15 protein-coding genes are annotated in these 15953 nt (G+C 29.6%); 14 read left to right on the top strand and 1 reads right to left on the bottom strand.

The window, feature by feature from the left end; genetic code table 11:
• Positions 1-112: 112 nt before the first annotated feature.
• From NYE52_RS22875 to tnpA, 7 genes are all read left to right on the top strand, one after another.
• On the top strand, positions 113-535 hold the full coding sequence (locus tag NYE52_RS22875; RefSeq protein WP_016205248.1) for a hypothetical protein: 423 nt from the start codon (positions 113-115) through the stop codon (positions 533-535).
• Between the two features lie 343 nt (positions 536-878).
• Positions 879-1409, top strand: a complete 531-nt coding sequence (locus NYE52_RS22880) for a hypothetical protein (RefSeq protein WP_152112372.1) — start codon at positions 879-881, stop codon at positions 1407-1409.
• A complete protein-coding gene (locus NYE52_RS22885) occupies positions 1409-1825 on the top strand; it encodes a hypothetical protein (RefSeq protein WP_047943160.1) in 417 nt (138 codons plus the stop codon). Before NYE52_RS22880 ends, NYE52_RS22885 begins: the two co-directional genes overlap by 1 nt.
• Before the next feature lie 105 nt (positions 1826-1930).
• Positions 1931-2098 (top strand): hypothetical protein, encoded by a 168-nt coding sequence (locus tag NYE52_RS22890; protein WP_193224520.1) that lies wholly within the window; start codon positions 1931-1933, stop codon positions 2096-2098.
• 307 nt (positions 2099-2405) lie between these two features.
• Positions 2406-3911: an IS21 family transposase gene (istA, locus tag NYE52_RS22895; protein WP_144547298.1), complete on the top strand. Its 1506-nt coding sequence runs from the start codon at positions 2406-2408 to the stop codon at positions 3909-3911.
• Positions 3908-4627: an IS21-like element helper ATPase IstB gene (istB, locus tag NYE52_RS22900; protein ID WP_036179323.1), complete on the top strand. Its 720-nt coding sequence runs from the start codon at positions 3908-3910 to the stop codon at positions 4625-4627. The genes istA and istB overlap by 4 nt, the downstream gene beginning before the upstream one ends.
• A 1252-nt stretch (positions 4628-5879) precedes the next feature.
• On the top strand, positions 5880-5972 hold the full coding sequence (gene tnpA / locus NYE52_RS24770) for an IS66 family insertion sequence element accessory protein TnpA (protein ID WP_412988929.1): 93 nt from the start codon (positions 5880-5882) through the stop codon (positions 5970-5972).
• Between the two features lie 1036 nt (positions 5973-7008).
• Here tnpA and NYE52_RS22905 read toward each other — a convergent pair.
• Positions 7009-7695 (bottom strand): phytanoyl-CoA dioxygenase family protein, encoded by a 687-nt coding sequence (locus NYE52_RS22905; protein ID WP_152116557.1) that lies wholly within the window; start codon positions 7693-7695, stop codon positions 7009-7011.
• 91 nt (positions 7696-7786) lie between these two features.
• Here NYE52_RS22905 and NYE52_RS22910 point away from each other — a divergent pair, with 91 nt between their 5' ends.
• The 7 genes from NYE52_RS22910 to NYE52_RS22935 all read left to right on the top strand — a co-directional run bounded on the left by NYE52_RS22910 (position 7787) and on the right by NYE52_RS22935 (position 15952).
• Complete coding sequence (locus NYE52_RS22910) at positions 7787-8041, top strand: hypothetical protein (protein WP_152116558.1); 255 nt, start codon at positions 7787-7789, stop codon at positions 8039-8041.
• A gap of 64 nt (positions 8042-8105) precedes the next feature.
• On the top strand, positions 8106-10223 hold the full coding sequence (locus NYE52_RS22915) for a PEP/pyruvate-binding domain-containing protein (protein WP_341195283.1): 2118 nt from the start codon (positions 8106-8108) through the stop codon (positions 10221-10223).
• 6 nt (positions 10224-10229) lie between these two features.
• Positions 10230-11024: a hypothetical protein gene (locus NYE52_RS22920; protein WP_152116560.1), complete on the top strand. Its 795-nt coding sequence runs from the start codon at positions 10230-10232 to the stop codon at positions 11022-11024.
• A 6-nt stretch (positions 11025-11030) separates the two neighbouring features.
• Positions 11031-12374, top strand: coding sequence for a B12-binding domain-containing radical SAM protein (locus NYE52_RS22925; RefSeq protein ID WP_152116561.1), 1344 nt, complete (start codon positions 11031-11033; stop codon positions 12372-12374).
• Positions 12375-12383: 9 nt separating this feature from the next.
• On the top strand, positions 12384-13796 hold the full coding sequence (locus NYE52_RS22930; protein WP_152116562.1) for an AMP-binding protein: 1413 nt from the start codon (positions 12384-12386) through the stop codon (positions 13794-13796).
• A 75-nt stretch (positions 13797-13871) separates the two neighbouring features.
• Positions 13872-14048, top strand: a complete 177-nt coding sequence (locus NYE52_RS24775; RefSeq protein ID WP_226793876.1) for a phosphopantetheine-binding protein — start codon at positions 13872-13874, stop codon at positions 14046-14048.
• Complete coding sequence (locus tag NYE52_RS22935) at positions 14045-15952, top strand: glycosyltransferase (RefSeq protein ID WP_152116563.1); 1908 nt, start codon at positions 14045-14047, stop codon at positions 15950-15952. Before NYE52_RS24775 ends, NYE52_RS22935 begins: the two co-directional genes overlap by 4 nt.
• Position 15953 lies beyond the last annotated feature (1 nt).

The raw sequence follows: 15953 nt of genomic DNA on the forward strand, positions 1-15953 counted from the left end.
ACTTCTTCTCATTTGTAATAGGTGAAACAAAGAATTCAGATTTTTGATATAATTACCAATATCCTAATTAGATAAGGAAAACTACTTAAATCAGAATTGGAGAAAGAACAATATGAAATTTTCAAAGATAGGTTGGTCTCTTGTTACAGCAGCTGCAACGATAATTATTGGCTATGGTGCAAAGAAGGGGAAAATTCCTTTTATTTCATCTAAGATAGTTGACCTATCTAAAGTTGCTTCTGATACAGTACTTAATGAAGAGAAATCGTTTGGTGGCCTTAAAGAGAGCACGCTCAATGAGATAGCAACAAATACTTATAAAGGTGTGAAAGCATTTATTGACGACAGTGAATTAGTGTTCAAGTTTAGATCTAATTCGAATAAAATGATTTTAGAGTCGAAATTTAAAATAGATGCTGCTGGAAAGTTAGTTATGACTTTTGTATCTGGAAATTATGGAAACCATCCTACAGCACCATTGTTTTTTAAAGATAATTTAGTTGAAGCAATGAATAAAGCCAATAGAACTTTGTAAAAGATTATAGATATGGAATTTATGACTGTGAAGTACCTTCAAGTATAAGATAGTATATTTCACTTTTTTGATAACTTCTGAAACTATTGAAAATAATAGGATAAAAAGTTAAACTTAAATCAGATTATTTTTCTATTTTGGATTTTTCTTTTACTTAGTAAATGTAGAGCCTTTGGGTTCAGTTTTAATAGCAGCTGTGCTATTAACTGTCCTGAAGGCTTTTTTTTATGAAAAAAGTAAATGACAAAAAAGAAAATTAATAGAAATGAAACAAAATACTAGGAGGGAAAGGTTTTGACGACGACTAAATTATTTGATTCTAATGTCTGTAGGAGGATTGCATATGTATAAAATCACATGCTTTTGTTCTCTAGAACCTACAAAGTTAGAAAGCTTATTAAAGGGTATAGGATTTTCAAGTAAAAAAGATGGATTGGAATGGTATTTTGAAGATATAGTTTTTCGTATTGAACCATTTAAAGGACATTCTAATCAAAGAGAAAAGGGATATAGAGTGTATTTTAATGGTAAAAATACTATGAGCTTTTCTTATATGTTTGACCTTTCATTAGGAACTTTAAATACTACAATTACCTGTATTGAGTATATGTTAAGGGAGGAAGGGAAAAACTCTAATGATTGGCTATCACTTTTAGATAATAGTCCCTCTATAATTACTATTGACACAAGGGGTTTCTATCAAAAAAACAGTATAAATATAATTGTTACTAATAATACTGTAGTGTTCCAATTGAGAAGTAAAAAGAATACAAGCTTAAAATTAATAAGCGGGTTAAAAAGGATCGAAGAATTGGTTGAATATATTATTCCAACCACTTACGATCTTTTTTCATTTGAGGAGGAATTAGCATAATGGTTGATTTTTATACTAGTAAACATTTCTATCAAATTCGTGAAAATATATTATTGATTGACGGAAAAATAGAAGAAAAGGGCAATATTTCTGTATATCATCTTATAAAAGATGAACCCGCTTTTATTAAAATATCTCAAAAAGGCAATATACCAAAAATAATAAAAACAGAAGATGTATTATTCGTTGATAATTCATCAGAAATTTATCATGGCCAAAAAACAATTAAGAAACATTTTCTCGTGTCGGTTCTACTTAAATTTAATGAGCAAGAAAGATATATAACTACAGATATTTTGGCTGCTAATGAGGACCATGCAAAGAGAATTATCAAGGTCAACTATAGTATGTTTCATATTTTAAATATAAATGTTAAGAATGTGAACATCGTTAGGTTATTCAATAACTTCCAATAAGGAAAAGGGAGAAACCACTACTATTATCAATAGTAGTGGTTTCTTAATGAAAATATTTAATGATGCTTCATTTAATATTGATAAGAAAAACGGAGGAAAAGTTTTATGAATAGATTTGAAGATTTAATTAAAATACTAAAAAAACGTGGATGGGATTATACAATGAAAAAAAATGGAAACATTAGATTTATTTTAGGGAATCAAGAAATTATATGCTTTAAAGTGGACGCAGAAGGTATTAAAAAAATCATACTTGATATTATAAACTGGTAAACTAAAAGGATTATATTAGAGGGCAGAAAATCCCTTTAGAACACTTATTATACATTTTAGATAAAGAATCTTCCTCTTTTAACAGAAGCGCAAATAACAGCTATTTTGTAAGTTTGAGAGTGTCTAGAACAAATACGATACAATATATATATATGGGTGTTTATGGCATCATAAAAATGTAGGGTATGGCATTAAATTTGTGCAATAGGGCCGTAGGCCCTGCACAAATTAAAAAACCACTTGTCAACATTCCAAAATACACATACACTTCCTGTTGGGACAAACAAGCGCAGGAGGTATTAAGGAGATGTTGGCAGTGGCCGAAATTAATTATATCAGACATGAGGTAAACATAAAAGACAGTAACTATTCGGAGATTGCACAAAGAATAGGAAGAGATCGTAGAACTGTTAAGAAGTATGCAGAACAGGATGATTTTAGTCCTGTAGAAAATATCAAACAAGACAGACCATCTCCAGTGATGGATCCTATTAAACATATAGTAGATGAATGGTTAATAGAAGATTTTAAACAAAAGAGAAAATTCCGTAGAACTGCAAAGAGAATTTGGGAGCAATTAAAAGAGGAGTTTGATTTTAAGGGTTCTGATCGAACAGTAAGAAACTACATATCCCATCGAAAAAAAGAACTATTAAATGAAACGAATCAAGCAGCGTTATCACTAGAGAGCAAACCTGGGTCAGCTCAAGTGGATTTTGGAGAAGCTCCGTTTAAATATCAAGGGGAACAGATAACTCTACCCTATCTGGTTCTTTCTTATCCATATAGTAATTCATTTTATTTTCAGGTATTCCCCGCTCAAAACAAAGAGTGTTTTTTAGAAGGATTAAAGCGTATTTTTCACCATATGGGTGGTGTTCCAAGAACAATTAGATTCGATAATCTTTCAGCTGCCGTAAAGAAGGTATTGCCAAATGGCGAACGGCAGTTAACAGAGGAATTTCAGAACTTCGTTCTACACTATGGGTTCGAAAGTGAATTTTGTAATCCTAATAGTGGGAATGAAAAGGGTCATGTGGAAGCAATGGTGAAATATGTGAGAAACAATTATTTATTGCCTGGTCTCCACGTACTGAATTTAGACGAACTTAATAAGACGTTGTGGGAAAAAGCTGAGAAAGATCGTGAGAGAAAACATTATGAAAAGGAATCTTTCATATCCCAGCTGTTTGAAGAGGATCGGAAAGCCTTTTTGGTTTTACCAAGTAAGGAATACCAATGCATCAGATACGAAACAGTGAAAGCCGATAAGTACGGTTATATTAAAGTAGAAAAAAATCTATATTCTACTTCACCAAGATACGCTTTAAATAAGGTTCTAATTCGTATTTCATATAATTCAATTGATATTCTTACAGATGATTATCAACTAGTCGTTAGCCATCCTCGACTCTATGGTCAATATAGAAAATCGATTAATTGGCAGCCATACTTAAATCTAATGGCCAAACGTCCTATGGCACTTAAATATACTAGTTTCTATGAGCAGTTACCACAAGAATGGCAAACATATTTTAATTCATGTACTTCCTCTGAAAAATCAGAAGCCCTGAAGTTATTAGGTACAGTGATGAAAGATTATGATTTTAGTAAAATTACTGAAGCGCTGAAGATTGCATCAGAGCATGGTCATCCTTCGGTTGAATCAATTAAACAAGTATTCTACCAACTAATTAATGGTCGAGGGATACGCGAAGAAGTACATCTCCAAAAGTCATTGCCTATTATGCCGGAGGCTACTAGAGGTCTACAGCATTATAATCAGCTTCTAAAAGGAGCTGAAATAAATTGAGTACGCAGATTCAAGAATTCGCTAAACGATTGAAATTAAGTTGGATTAGAGAACATTATCAAGAGATAGAAGCCACATCAAATGAAGAGTATTTACTGAAGCTTTTTGAAAAAGAAATTGAGCAACGAGAAGAACGAAAAACAAATCTTTTACTTACACAAGCAAGCTTACCTAAAGTCAATGGGAAACCTTTTGATTGGAAGGACATTGTCCTAACAGCAGGACTAAGTAGTGAAGACCTATTAAATGGAGTATTCATGGAGCAGCAAGAAAATCTAATTTTCTATGGGGGTGTAGGTGCAGGTAAAACCTATTTAGCTACGTTAATTGGATTGAATGCCATACAAAGGTATGGCAAAGCTGTTAAATTCTATACAGCGGCATCATTAGTTAATCGATTATTAGAAGCAAATGAAAAAGGTAATCTCAATAAGCTTTTTAAGCAAATAGAGAAATTGGATCTTTTGATTTTGGATGAGTTAGGTTACATTCCTCTTCACAAACAAGGGGCTGAATTATTGTTTCAGGTTATTTCGATGTGTTATGAAACCAAAAGCATCATAATCACGACAAACCTTCAATTCGGTCAATGGAATCACGTTTTTGGGGATCCAATATTAACGGAGGCAGTAATTGATCGACTCATCCATCATTCGCATTTGATTGTATTTAAAGGCGATAGTTATCGTTATAAGGAGTCAATTATTCAGAATTAAATTTCGTTGGCAAGTGGTTACATTTTTGATTGCCGTTTTATGCATTTTTTGCTTGCCAAATACATATTTTAATTTGTCATAAAGTTATATAATATCTTGTCACAAGATCAGTGTTAACTATTGCTTGTTAATACTGGTTTTTTTGTTTTTAATGAGAATTGTCATTAAATCTTATGTAAACTAGACCATTAAAAAAATAGAATATTTTGTTATTATTTTTAGTTTGTCATTAAAAAATCCATTTATTGGATTATGTACTATGAATTGGTCGAATAAAGATTGGAGTATTAAGTATGCCAAATATGGTCAAAGAGAATGGTGAACAATGTGCAAAGCAAGTATATCAATCATATGAGTGGATACTTATACAGTCCAAAAATGAAAAGAGCTGTTGGTATGAATCATTATGGGGTGAGTGTCTATTTTACTATATTTTAGAACTTGAATTGAACACAGTTAGGTATTATGATCAGCCTGTTGAAATACCAATTAAGTTCTTTAATATAGAATTGAAAAAATGTAGAATGGAATCATATTCCAGATTACTTAGTCTTTAAAGATAACCCAGTACCTATTCTTTATCAAATTCAGTGAAGTAAAGATTTTAAACAATTCTCGTACATCACGAGAGCACGCCTTAGTTATGTGAGAAAAAATAATTGGGAATATTCCATTGTAACACCTAAAGAGAATCTACCTGATATTATAAAATCCAATATTCTTTTTCTATGAAATTTTTTAAAGCCTAGGAAAAACACAGAGTCATGGTTAAGGGAACTAGAAGAAAAAATTACATATTTAGATGAAATAACAGTTATAGAATTAGCAAAAAGTTTCTCTGGAAAAATTGACTATCGAGCTATATTGCCACTAATTTGGCACTTAGTAAGTATAGGAAAATTTACAAGTTAACTTAATGAAAAAGTTTGATCAGTATAGCGTTGTAAAGATAGGGAATATACAACAAACTCTTCAAGAGTATATATATAAATAATTACACTCCTAACAACTTTACAGGACTTAAATAATTAATAGTAATATTATACAAATATCTCATTTGAAGAGGAGGATTTGTAGTTAGGAAAATAGAAACATATGCTGTTCCCTAATAACACTATTCATATTGCTAGATGATAAGAGTAAAACTCTTCCCATATGTACATGCGCCATAAATTTTGAGATAATCTCTACAAATGTATTTTGAGGAGGATTTTTCATGACCAGAAGCCATAATTTAGAACTATGAAAAGAATTGGAACTGCGAATTTCTGACTACAAAGCGAGCGGTCAATCCCAAGCTAAATGGTGCGAGGACAATGGGGTTAGTCATCAATTTGGATACTAGAAGAAAATTCTTAAAGATCAAAGTACCGAGAAAACAAACAATTCTTGGGTTCCAGTAATCATAGAGGAACTTAAAACAGCGCAATGTGATTCTCTACTAATCAAAGATGGCTCTGTTTTCATAGAAGTGAATTCAGGCTTTTAATTAAATAAATTCTCACAGAGGTGATAAAGGAACTGAAAGAGCATGTTGAATGAAGTGAATGTTGAGCAGCAAAAGGAAGTTTGGATATGAGAAAATCGATCGTTGGATTGGCTACCCTTGGTCAATAACTTCCTAGTTTCTTGTATCTCTAAAAACTAGATTTAATAATAGAGGTATATATGGTATATTTATTAGTCTTCTTTTGAATAGGAATGTTGCTTTGGAGTATTCCTCAGTTTATAGTCTAAAAAAACCTCTCCTAAGAGAGGTCAAGCTGTCGAGAAAGTCTCGATAGCTTTTTTCACAATTTCACTATACACCAGTGGTTCGATAATGTCTTAAAAACCATATGTTGGGGTCGTGATCAATTAAGATATCCAAAACCCCCTTTTTCAAAATCATACTTTTAAAAATAGGGGGTTTTTCTACAAGCCGACCTCTCCTAGAGAGGTTTTTACAATTATGTTTATCTGAAATATTTTTTGGTTGAAATGTAATTTGTTAAATAGAATTTATTCACTTCATTTAAATTTAATTTGGATTAAGTGAAATTTGTGATTCAATATTAAATTTCATTTTTTTAATCTTATTATATCAGTGTTTAGTATATATTTTCCCCAAACTTTAATAACATTTAAGAGCACTAATTTATAATATGGGAGTTTATAGCTTTGAACTTTTATTCTAATCTGGATATGAGCTTTTTAACTAGGCTTAGATTCCTCGCTGTCTGCAATCTAAGTATGATTTATAAGATGTTTGATTTCATCAGGTTACTTCTCTCCAAGTATTGTAATTCTTGATTTTTAACTCAAAATTGAATACCTATAATTATCAGTGTTTTCTAAAGTACCTATGGCAATTAATATGAAAGTACAACTAAAATAGTGAATTATTTCTTTGTAGTGTTTAACAATAACTTATTTAGATTCCAATCGATATTACTGTAAGTAGGTATAAAAGAATATCGCTCACCCCCACTAATATTTTCGCAGGAAGCATGTAGGATTAAGTCGTGAAGAATAATTACATCTCCAGCTTTTACTTCGATATTTATAATATTTTCAGGATGCATATTAACTATCACTGATTTTGAAAAGCCATCTGTCGAATCGCCTTTGTGAATCACTTTGTTTTTGTGTGTTCCAGGAATAACTTGAAGACAACCATTCTCTTTATTTGCATCATCAAGTGCAATCCAAACTGATACTTTATGACTTCCTTTAAGATATTCCCAATCTTGATGCCAAGGTGTGCCAAACCGTATGTCAGAGTTTTTATAAACCAATTTATCATCAATAAAAATTAGATTTTTATCATATAATTTCTTTAATATTCTTATTAATTTTATATTTTTTGTTATTTTTTCAAAGAGAGGACTTATCTTAGATAACCCAATAAAAACTCCTTCATTTCTTAATTTTTCTTCATCAACCTTGATTCTAGATTTCATTTTTTTTTCTTTTATAAGTCGTTTTGCCTCTTCTCTTGCGGTTTGCATTTCTTCTAAATTAAAAATATTTTCTAACACAATATAACCTTTTTTATCAAATTCTTCTTTTATTGATATTTTTTCCATATTTTCCTCCTTAAGGTTGAATTGTTATATATAAAATGTTAACATATTATTGTAAATTTTCAAAAAATAAAAATGAGAAGGGAAGTTTGTTATGAATCAAATTATTCGTAATACGAATCCACTATTTGCACCATTATTACAGGAATTAGAGAATCAAGAGTTTATAAAACTCTTTGCAGAAGATCCATACACTGCACTTGAAAAAGTGGGGATAGAAATGGATTTAGCCGAATTCACTGCATATTTAAGCCAAGATAGAGATTTATACGATAGTATCATTAAAAAAATCTCTACTCAAGTGGATGTTACAAGTATGGATATACCTGCAAGTTCTTGTTGTAGTTAAAATTAATTATAGTGACTGACCAAACTATTAGCTTGATCAGTCACTATTTAAGAGGAGAATAAGTTTGATAAATTTACTAGAAAATACTAGAAAATTAAATGTTGAAGAAATTGGTAATAAAGCAAAAAACTTATTTAAGCTATCAAGTTTGAATTTTAATATTCCAGAAGGATTTGTTCTTACAAATAACGATTGTAAGGAAATTATTAATTGTAAAAAGGAAGTATTAGAGCAAGTTAATGTAGAAGCCTTAAAAATTTGGTCAGAGGATGGTTTAATTGTTAGATCTTCATCTTCAATAGAAGATAGCCATTATAAGACCATGGCCGGAAAGTTTTCTACTAAAACTATTAGCACTTTTACAGATTTAATTCCTGCAATTATATCAGTATATAATTCAAGGCTAAACCACCCAATGGGAGTCATAGTTCAAAGAAAAATTAAAGCTGACTTTTCTGGAGTTGCCTTTTCTTTGGATCCATTGAGAAAGTCTCAAGGTCCAATAATAGAGATAGTTAAAGGTGATGGTCATAAACTTGTCGGAGGATTGAGTAAACCCTTTCAATATAAAGAAGATAAATGGACAAGTGGGGATTTTTCCATTGATAACGTTGTGTCTGAGTTGAAAGAATACATGAATTTATTAAAAAATAACTTGCGTTATGAAATTGACGTAGAGTTTTGTATACAGAATAACACTATCTTTTGGTTACAAGTGAGACCTATTTTGGGAATAAAATCTAATTTTATAATACCCCCAAGTAAAGAGTGGTTCCTTTTAGATCAATGTACCGAACCAGTAACACCTTTAATACAAGATCTTGATCCAGGAGGACTTTTCAATTCTAATCAATGGTCTACGACTTTCATCAATCAATATCCATATATAAAATTAAAAACTTCAAGTAATAAAACCGATAGTAATGAACACAGTTTCAATTGGGACAATATAGAAAAAGAGTATGTGATTAAGTTTGAAAATACTATAAATACAAAATGTGGAAACTTAGAAGAATTATATACTGAATTACAAAAGGCAATTAAGAATTTTAAAGAGTTTTTTAATGTTTATATGGATAGAGATTGGATGATCAAACGGAGAAATATTAAAAAAATAATTCTGAATTTTTTTGATGATATAGGAGTACCAATAGAAAATCAAAATAAGGAATTAGGCATTTTAACATCAAATTTAAATTCTCATACATTTCACAAATCAAGACATTTGGTACAAATTGCTAAGAATATTCAATTATTAATAAAAAATAATAGTACTAACGAGGAGGAATATCCGCAATTTATTGATGACTTAATTATGAATAGTACTTCTTTTAAAGATTTTATTAATTTATATGGTGATGAAATACCTCATCCTATGGCTATACATATCGAAACATTAAGAGAAAACCCTCAATATTTAATAAAAAAAGCTAAAAGACTCCCTATAAAAAATAAAAAAATAGAATCTAAGTGGGAGGATAAATTAGATAAACTCCAACAGAAGTTACCTCTAGAAAAAAAAATGAAGTTTAGGAATGCTGTATTAGAATATCGAAATCTACTGTTAAGGACTGAAAATGATGATTATGTCCTCCAAAAAGGTGCTGCGTCAGTTAGGAAAGTTATTCTAGATATTGGCGTTATTCTACATAGGAACGGTTTACTTAATAATAAGCATGATGTATTTTTTTTGAGAAAAATAGAGTTAGAAAAATATATATCTGGAAACAGTTCGGAAAATATAGATATATATGACAGAAAAATAGAGTTTGATAAAAATCGTGCTTTAATGCCTAGCACAGCTTTAGATGAAACGAATTTAGAACTTACAAAAAATCAAAATCTTATCTTAGGTGAATGTGTATCATGGGGCTCAGTTATTGGGAAAGTATTTATAATAGAAAATCCGCTCGATAGAAACAGTTATTTAGATATACCGGAAGGTTCTATTATTGTAGCAAAGCAACTAACTCCTCATTTAACCTATAATCTAACTAATTCTTTAGGAATCATTGTAGAAACGGGTGGATTTCTATCTCATGGAGCAATATTTGCAAGAGAAGAAAATATTCCAGCGATTATAGTTAATACTTCAACTAGAAAACTATTAAAAAACAATGAAACTATTGAACTTAATGCAGATAAAGGTTATGTGAAAATTTTAAGAATGAATGGAGATTAATATGTTATGTTCTCTAAGGCAACAATTGAAGATTATAAAGAAATTTCGAAATTAGAGATTCCATTTTCATTTGGTAAAAATCTAAAAGAAGAACTAACAAAACCAGATCAGTATCGCTGGATTATCCTTAAGGAAAATTCCAGCATACAGGCATTCCATAGAAGCATTCTTTTAGATGGTACTGGTTATCTAGGTGGCATTTTCTCTAAAAAATCAAATCATAAAATATTATATGAGTTGTTGAAATATTCAATTGAGGACTTATCAAATTTATCTCCTAACGGACTTATAGCTTGGGACTCTTTTCCAGAAACGGCGAAGTTTACTTTATTAAAAAAATTTGAGTTTAAAAAAAATATAAAACCGATAATTAGAATTTTTTTTGAGTATAAGTCAGTTGTAGAACTAGTAAAAATTAAAGAAAGTTATTTAGATGAATGGATAGTACCTACTCAAGATGAATTAAGGAATTTTCTTTTTAATCTTAATTCAAATTTAAAAAATCAAAATTTTATTCAAACTAATTGGTTAATCGGAAGAAAAGCAGGTGTTAATTATTGCGCTGTATGTTGGTGGAATAATGGTATATTTACGGAGCTATTATTTTCGGTTTCATATGATGCGACTTTAGATATTACTGGATCACTGAAGTATATAATTAAGCACACTAATTCGAAAAGACCATTTATACTGAAAATCAATTTAGAAGAAGAGAGGAAAATATCCTTTCTAAAACTACTTAGGTTTAATCCAAAGACATACAAAGAAGGTTTTTTGAATTTAAAACTTACAAGGGAGTGAGGATTTTTGAGAAATTATAAAATGACCTTAATAAACCTAAATTCTCTACCCACAATGGACTTTCATCCTGTTTTTCCTATTGGTGCAGTATATGTCAAAAGTTATGTAAAGCAACTTGGCGTTGATATTGAATTAATAGACTTTAAAGAGAATCCTGAAGAATATTTGAATTTAAGTTTTCTAAACAGTCATATTGATTGTTTAGCCTTTTCCATTAGAAATGTTGATTCAATGGAATTGAACAGTAAGTATTATTTAAAGTATTATAAAGACTTTATGGATAAAATTATACCCATAGCAAAAAAAAGAAACCCTAATATGCGTACATTAATCGGTGGCGGAGGCTATGCAGTTTATTCTGAAGGCCTAAAAAAATATTTACCTTTTCAATATGGAATTAAAGGAAATATAGAAGAAGAAATTTTTGATTTTTTATCTGATCATATTCAGTCACTAGGAGAAGATATTAGATTAATTCCTAATCATTCTCTTTTTTCATTAGATTTTACTAACTCTTTAGTACAAACTTACAAGGATATTGGTGTTAAGCAAATTGGACTACCTACTCGCTGTGGTGGTAGATGTCCAATGAAATGTGTTTATTGTTCTTATGGAAAAATAGATAACAAAACAAATATAACTAGACCTTTAAAACTGCTTAAAGAAGATATTCTAAATTTGTACGATATGGGTATAAGAGAAATCTTTTTTACAGATTCACTTTTCAACATTAACTTAGACCACTCTAAATCAATTTGTAATCTATTAATCGATCTAAATTTAGATGGATTTCGATGGTCTGCCTATGCTAAGCCCACTGTAAATGAAGAGTTTGTTGCGTTAGCTGCTCAATCAGGATGTAAAGAATTAATGGTTTCTTTTGATACATTCTCCCCAAGTATGTTAATAAAATTGAAAAAAGGATTCAACCTAAATATTGCTAAAACCTTTATTGATAATTGTCGAAAATACAATGTAACACTCCTAGGAATGTTATTATTCGGTGGTCCCGAAGAAAATGAAGAGTCTATTAAAGAAACATGCAAATTCACCAATGAGAATTTTAAAAAAGGAGAAATTTTCTTTTCCTTCGGAATGAGAGTACTACCTGGCAGTCAACTTGCTATTCTATCTGGAATACCTGAAAAAGAGATGATTACCCCTTTATTCTGGCCATTTGATGAAAGTTGTTTTGACTATGCAATAAAGCATTTTGATGCACAGTTTTTAAAATATACAACTTTAGGAAGAATCAGTAACTGGCGAAAGGCATATAGAGAAATGAGAGAATATAGTTATCCTGGTACAAATTCATTTGTATTGCAGGGGAAAAATCAAATTTTAGGTTGAGGTTATAATATGATAAGTAAATTGAATGATTATTTAAAGGATTACGCGAAAAAAACACCGTCAAAAATAGCTTTAGCTGATAGAAAAAACGTAGTCTCGTATAGTGACTTTTATCATTTAGTAAATAAATTGGCATATTTATTAACTAAATATGTTTTAGATGAAAATACGGAAATCGGTATAAGTATACCCAAAAATATTAATTTACCGATAGTTTATTTAGGAGTATTTAGATGTGGATTTTCTGCTATACCATTAGAAGTAAATATAAGTCAATCAAAATTACTAATAATAGGCAAAGTTACACGAATGAAATATATAATTAAATTTATAAACGAGAAGTTAGTTCTATATAGATTAGATAGTAAATTAGATGTTATTGAAGAGTTCGAATTAAATTTTAAAGATATTGAACTTGATATTAAGGAGTATATAGAGTGTGAAGAAGAGCAATCACGTTATTTTAATTTAACATCTGGTTCTACAGGGACTCCAAAGATCTTTTCTACCAAGACTACACAAGTGGTCTATAACGCCATTAATGTTAATTTATCATTACCAATAGAGTTAAATGGAAGTTACATGTGTCTTTTCTCAGAAAGTATGCATCCACATGAATTATTTGTTAAACCATTGGTTGCTGGAGAGTGTTGCGTTCTCTGTACAACAAATGAATATCAACATATAAATGAATTAATTGAAAGATTTAATATAAAAAGTTTATTAGCAACCCCTAATCTTTATAAGTATTTAATGTCAATTATAAAAAAAGAAAATTGGAATAACATAAAACACCTACAAGTAGGAGGAGAAAAGGTAGAATATCAATTTAGAGAAACTTTCTTTAATACTACAGGAAAAAAACTAATTTCAGCTTGGGGTAGTACAGAGACTACAGGGATTGTTTTCTATACTCCTATAGAATGGGCTTTGTCAAAAAAAGTGGTCTTAGGCGCATGTATTGGTGGATATAAATGTAAAATTAGTAGTGAAGGTGAGCTTTTAATAAAAGGTTATGCTTGTATAGAACAATACTACAATTCGGAGGAAATTATTGTTGATAACGAAGGATATTATAATACAGGGGATTTAGTATATAAAGATGACAATGAAATTTTTTATTATGAAGGGAGAAAAGATAACCAAGTTAAAGTTGGGGGAAGATTTATTTCTTTATTCCAGTTAGAACAAGAATTATTAACGGTTCAGGCTATAAAGGAAATAACGATTGAAGTAAGTTCAAGTAATGATAATATAGTTATTTTTTTAGTAGTAACCTCTGAGTTTAATGAATTAGAATTTAGAAAACTTCTTGTGAAAAAAGTTAATAATATAGCATTCAAAATTTGTTACCTAAGTGAATTACCAAGGATGGAAAATGGCAAACTAAATAAAAGTAAAATAAAATTGTTAGTGGAGTGAATTAAAATAGATAAAAATAAACTTATTTCAGTTATAGAATTTTATTCAAATCTCCCCATAAGTCAAGCTATAAATATTGATGATTTTGAATTATTAGGCTTAGATAGTTTAGCTAGATTAGGTTTATTATGTGAAATCGAAGAAATTCTCGGAGTAAATTTATCTAGTGAGGGATTCGAAAATATTAGAAGAATTTCAGATATACGAGAGATAATCGATATACTTGGTTATGAAAGAGTGAAAAAGCTATGAATATTATTAGATACAATTTTAATTCATTTAAAAAAATCCTATTAACGCATTACAATTTGATACAACCTAAAAAACCAGTAATTAGAGAATGGAATAAAGAACTTTTGTTTATAACAAAAGTTCCTCCCACTATTGGGGGAGTATCCACTCAGGAGTATTGGCGGATTAGAGAGTTAGCAAATAGAGGATATAAGGTGAGAGTGGTTACAAATACTAATGAAGAAATCGGGAATCCTCGTGCAGTCAATTATAGTATATCTGATTTAGAATTGCTCGATTATAAAAACCCAATATCTGGTGGCTTTCTAAAGTTTTATTATACTGAATCCTATGACCATACGAGGCATAAACATTTTCCTGAAGACAAAATGTCTCAATCCAAATTAGTTGGGCTCTCTCTTTATGTAATTGATAAGTATAAAAGTTCAGTTATATTAAGTGGATACTTAGAACCTTATGGTGCAGCTGCTAGCGAAGTAAGTAATTTAACTGGAGTACCTATTTATCAATATAGTGCAGGGAGTGATTTGGAAAGATTAACAACTTCTCCAGAACTAGCAATCCGCTATGAATATATATTTCAAAACGCAGACTTAGTAGGTACATCCTGGGAAAATTTTTCTAAATTTTTAAGCTTAAGTATTCCCTTGCAAAAGTTAACTTTAACTCCGCCACCAATAATGCTTTATGAGAAGGAAAGGAAAAAAGAAAATAGATATATATTAAAAAACAAATCGCTAACTATTGGGATTTTCGGAAAATTAAACAATTATAAATCATTAAGGGAATTATCAAATGTCATTATTGACTTAAATAAAAATGGTAAGAATGTTTGTTTAAAGGCTAGCTTTACTTATAATGATGATATTGACGATGAAACAAAGAAATTACTGAATTTTATGGAGAGTAAAGGTTATTTAGCAAATGTTTCCCCGTTTAAACCTTGGGAAATTAACCAATTTCTTAATGACTGTGATCTAATTTCCTTGTTAGAAAGGAATTTCAAGGTATCAATTCATACACCAATCACATTTTATGAAGCAATGAGTGCGGGTAAGTTGGCATTAATTTCAGAGGAATTTTTTCTTAAGTTACAAGATAGGGAGAAGTACAGCGAAAATAATTATCTATTAATTAAGGACAATAACTTCTCCCAAAACTTATATAAGGCAATTGAAAAATTTATAGATAACCCTCCAAATTTTACGAATGATAATAATTTTGATTTTAATTTAAATAATTCTATAGATGATTATATTAGAAATATTGAATATTTAGGACAGAATGTTTCTAAAATTAATAATAGAAATATATTATTTGAAAATATAGTAATCATTTGTTCGTATTTTCCTTATACGATCTCCTATATTTTAGATAAATACGAAACATTTGATTATTTATTAATAAGTGATTACCATTCTGAATATTCCAATGTTATAAAAAGTGGTTACAATAGAATTTGTAAAATAATAAAAAGGATAAAAGACCCAATTGCATCTGAGCTTTTAAAAATAGAATATAGTAAAATTATAGCGTTGAAGAGTTTTAAGAGACAAATATCCTCTTATTCAAATAGAAGAATTAATTTTTCAATTGAAAATACCGTTATACGAATTTGCTCTAAACCAGTAATTTTAAGTACTAATATCGATCTAAAATACTTATTTAGTAGTATAAAGGATAAAGAAATAAAAATAAAAAAGCATAAAAAGACATTTTATTATTTAATTACTGCACAAACTCCTTTAAACAGTAAATATATATTAATAGATGAAGACTTAAAAGATAACATTGAAAGACTATTACAAGATTATCCAGATTTAACTAAAGATTACGGCAAATCGATAGATTTTCTAGAAAGTCATGGATTTTTAACTAGAGATATAGATATGGGGAGGAAATAAA

Origin of the sequence: Niallia sp. FSL W8-0635 (assembly GCF_038007965.1) — a bacterium.
In the GTDB taxonomy this organism is placed as follows: domain Bacteria; phylum Bacillota; class Bacilli; order Bacillales; family Cytobacillaceae; genus Niallia.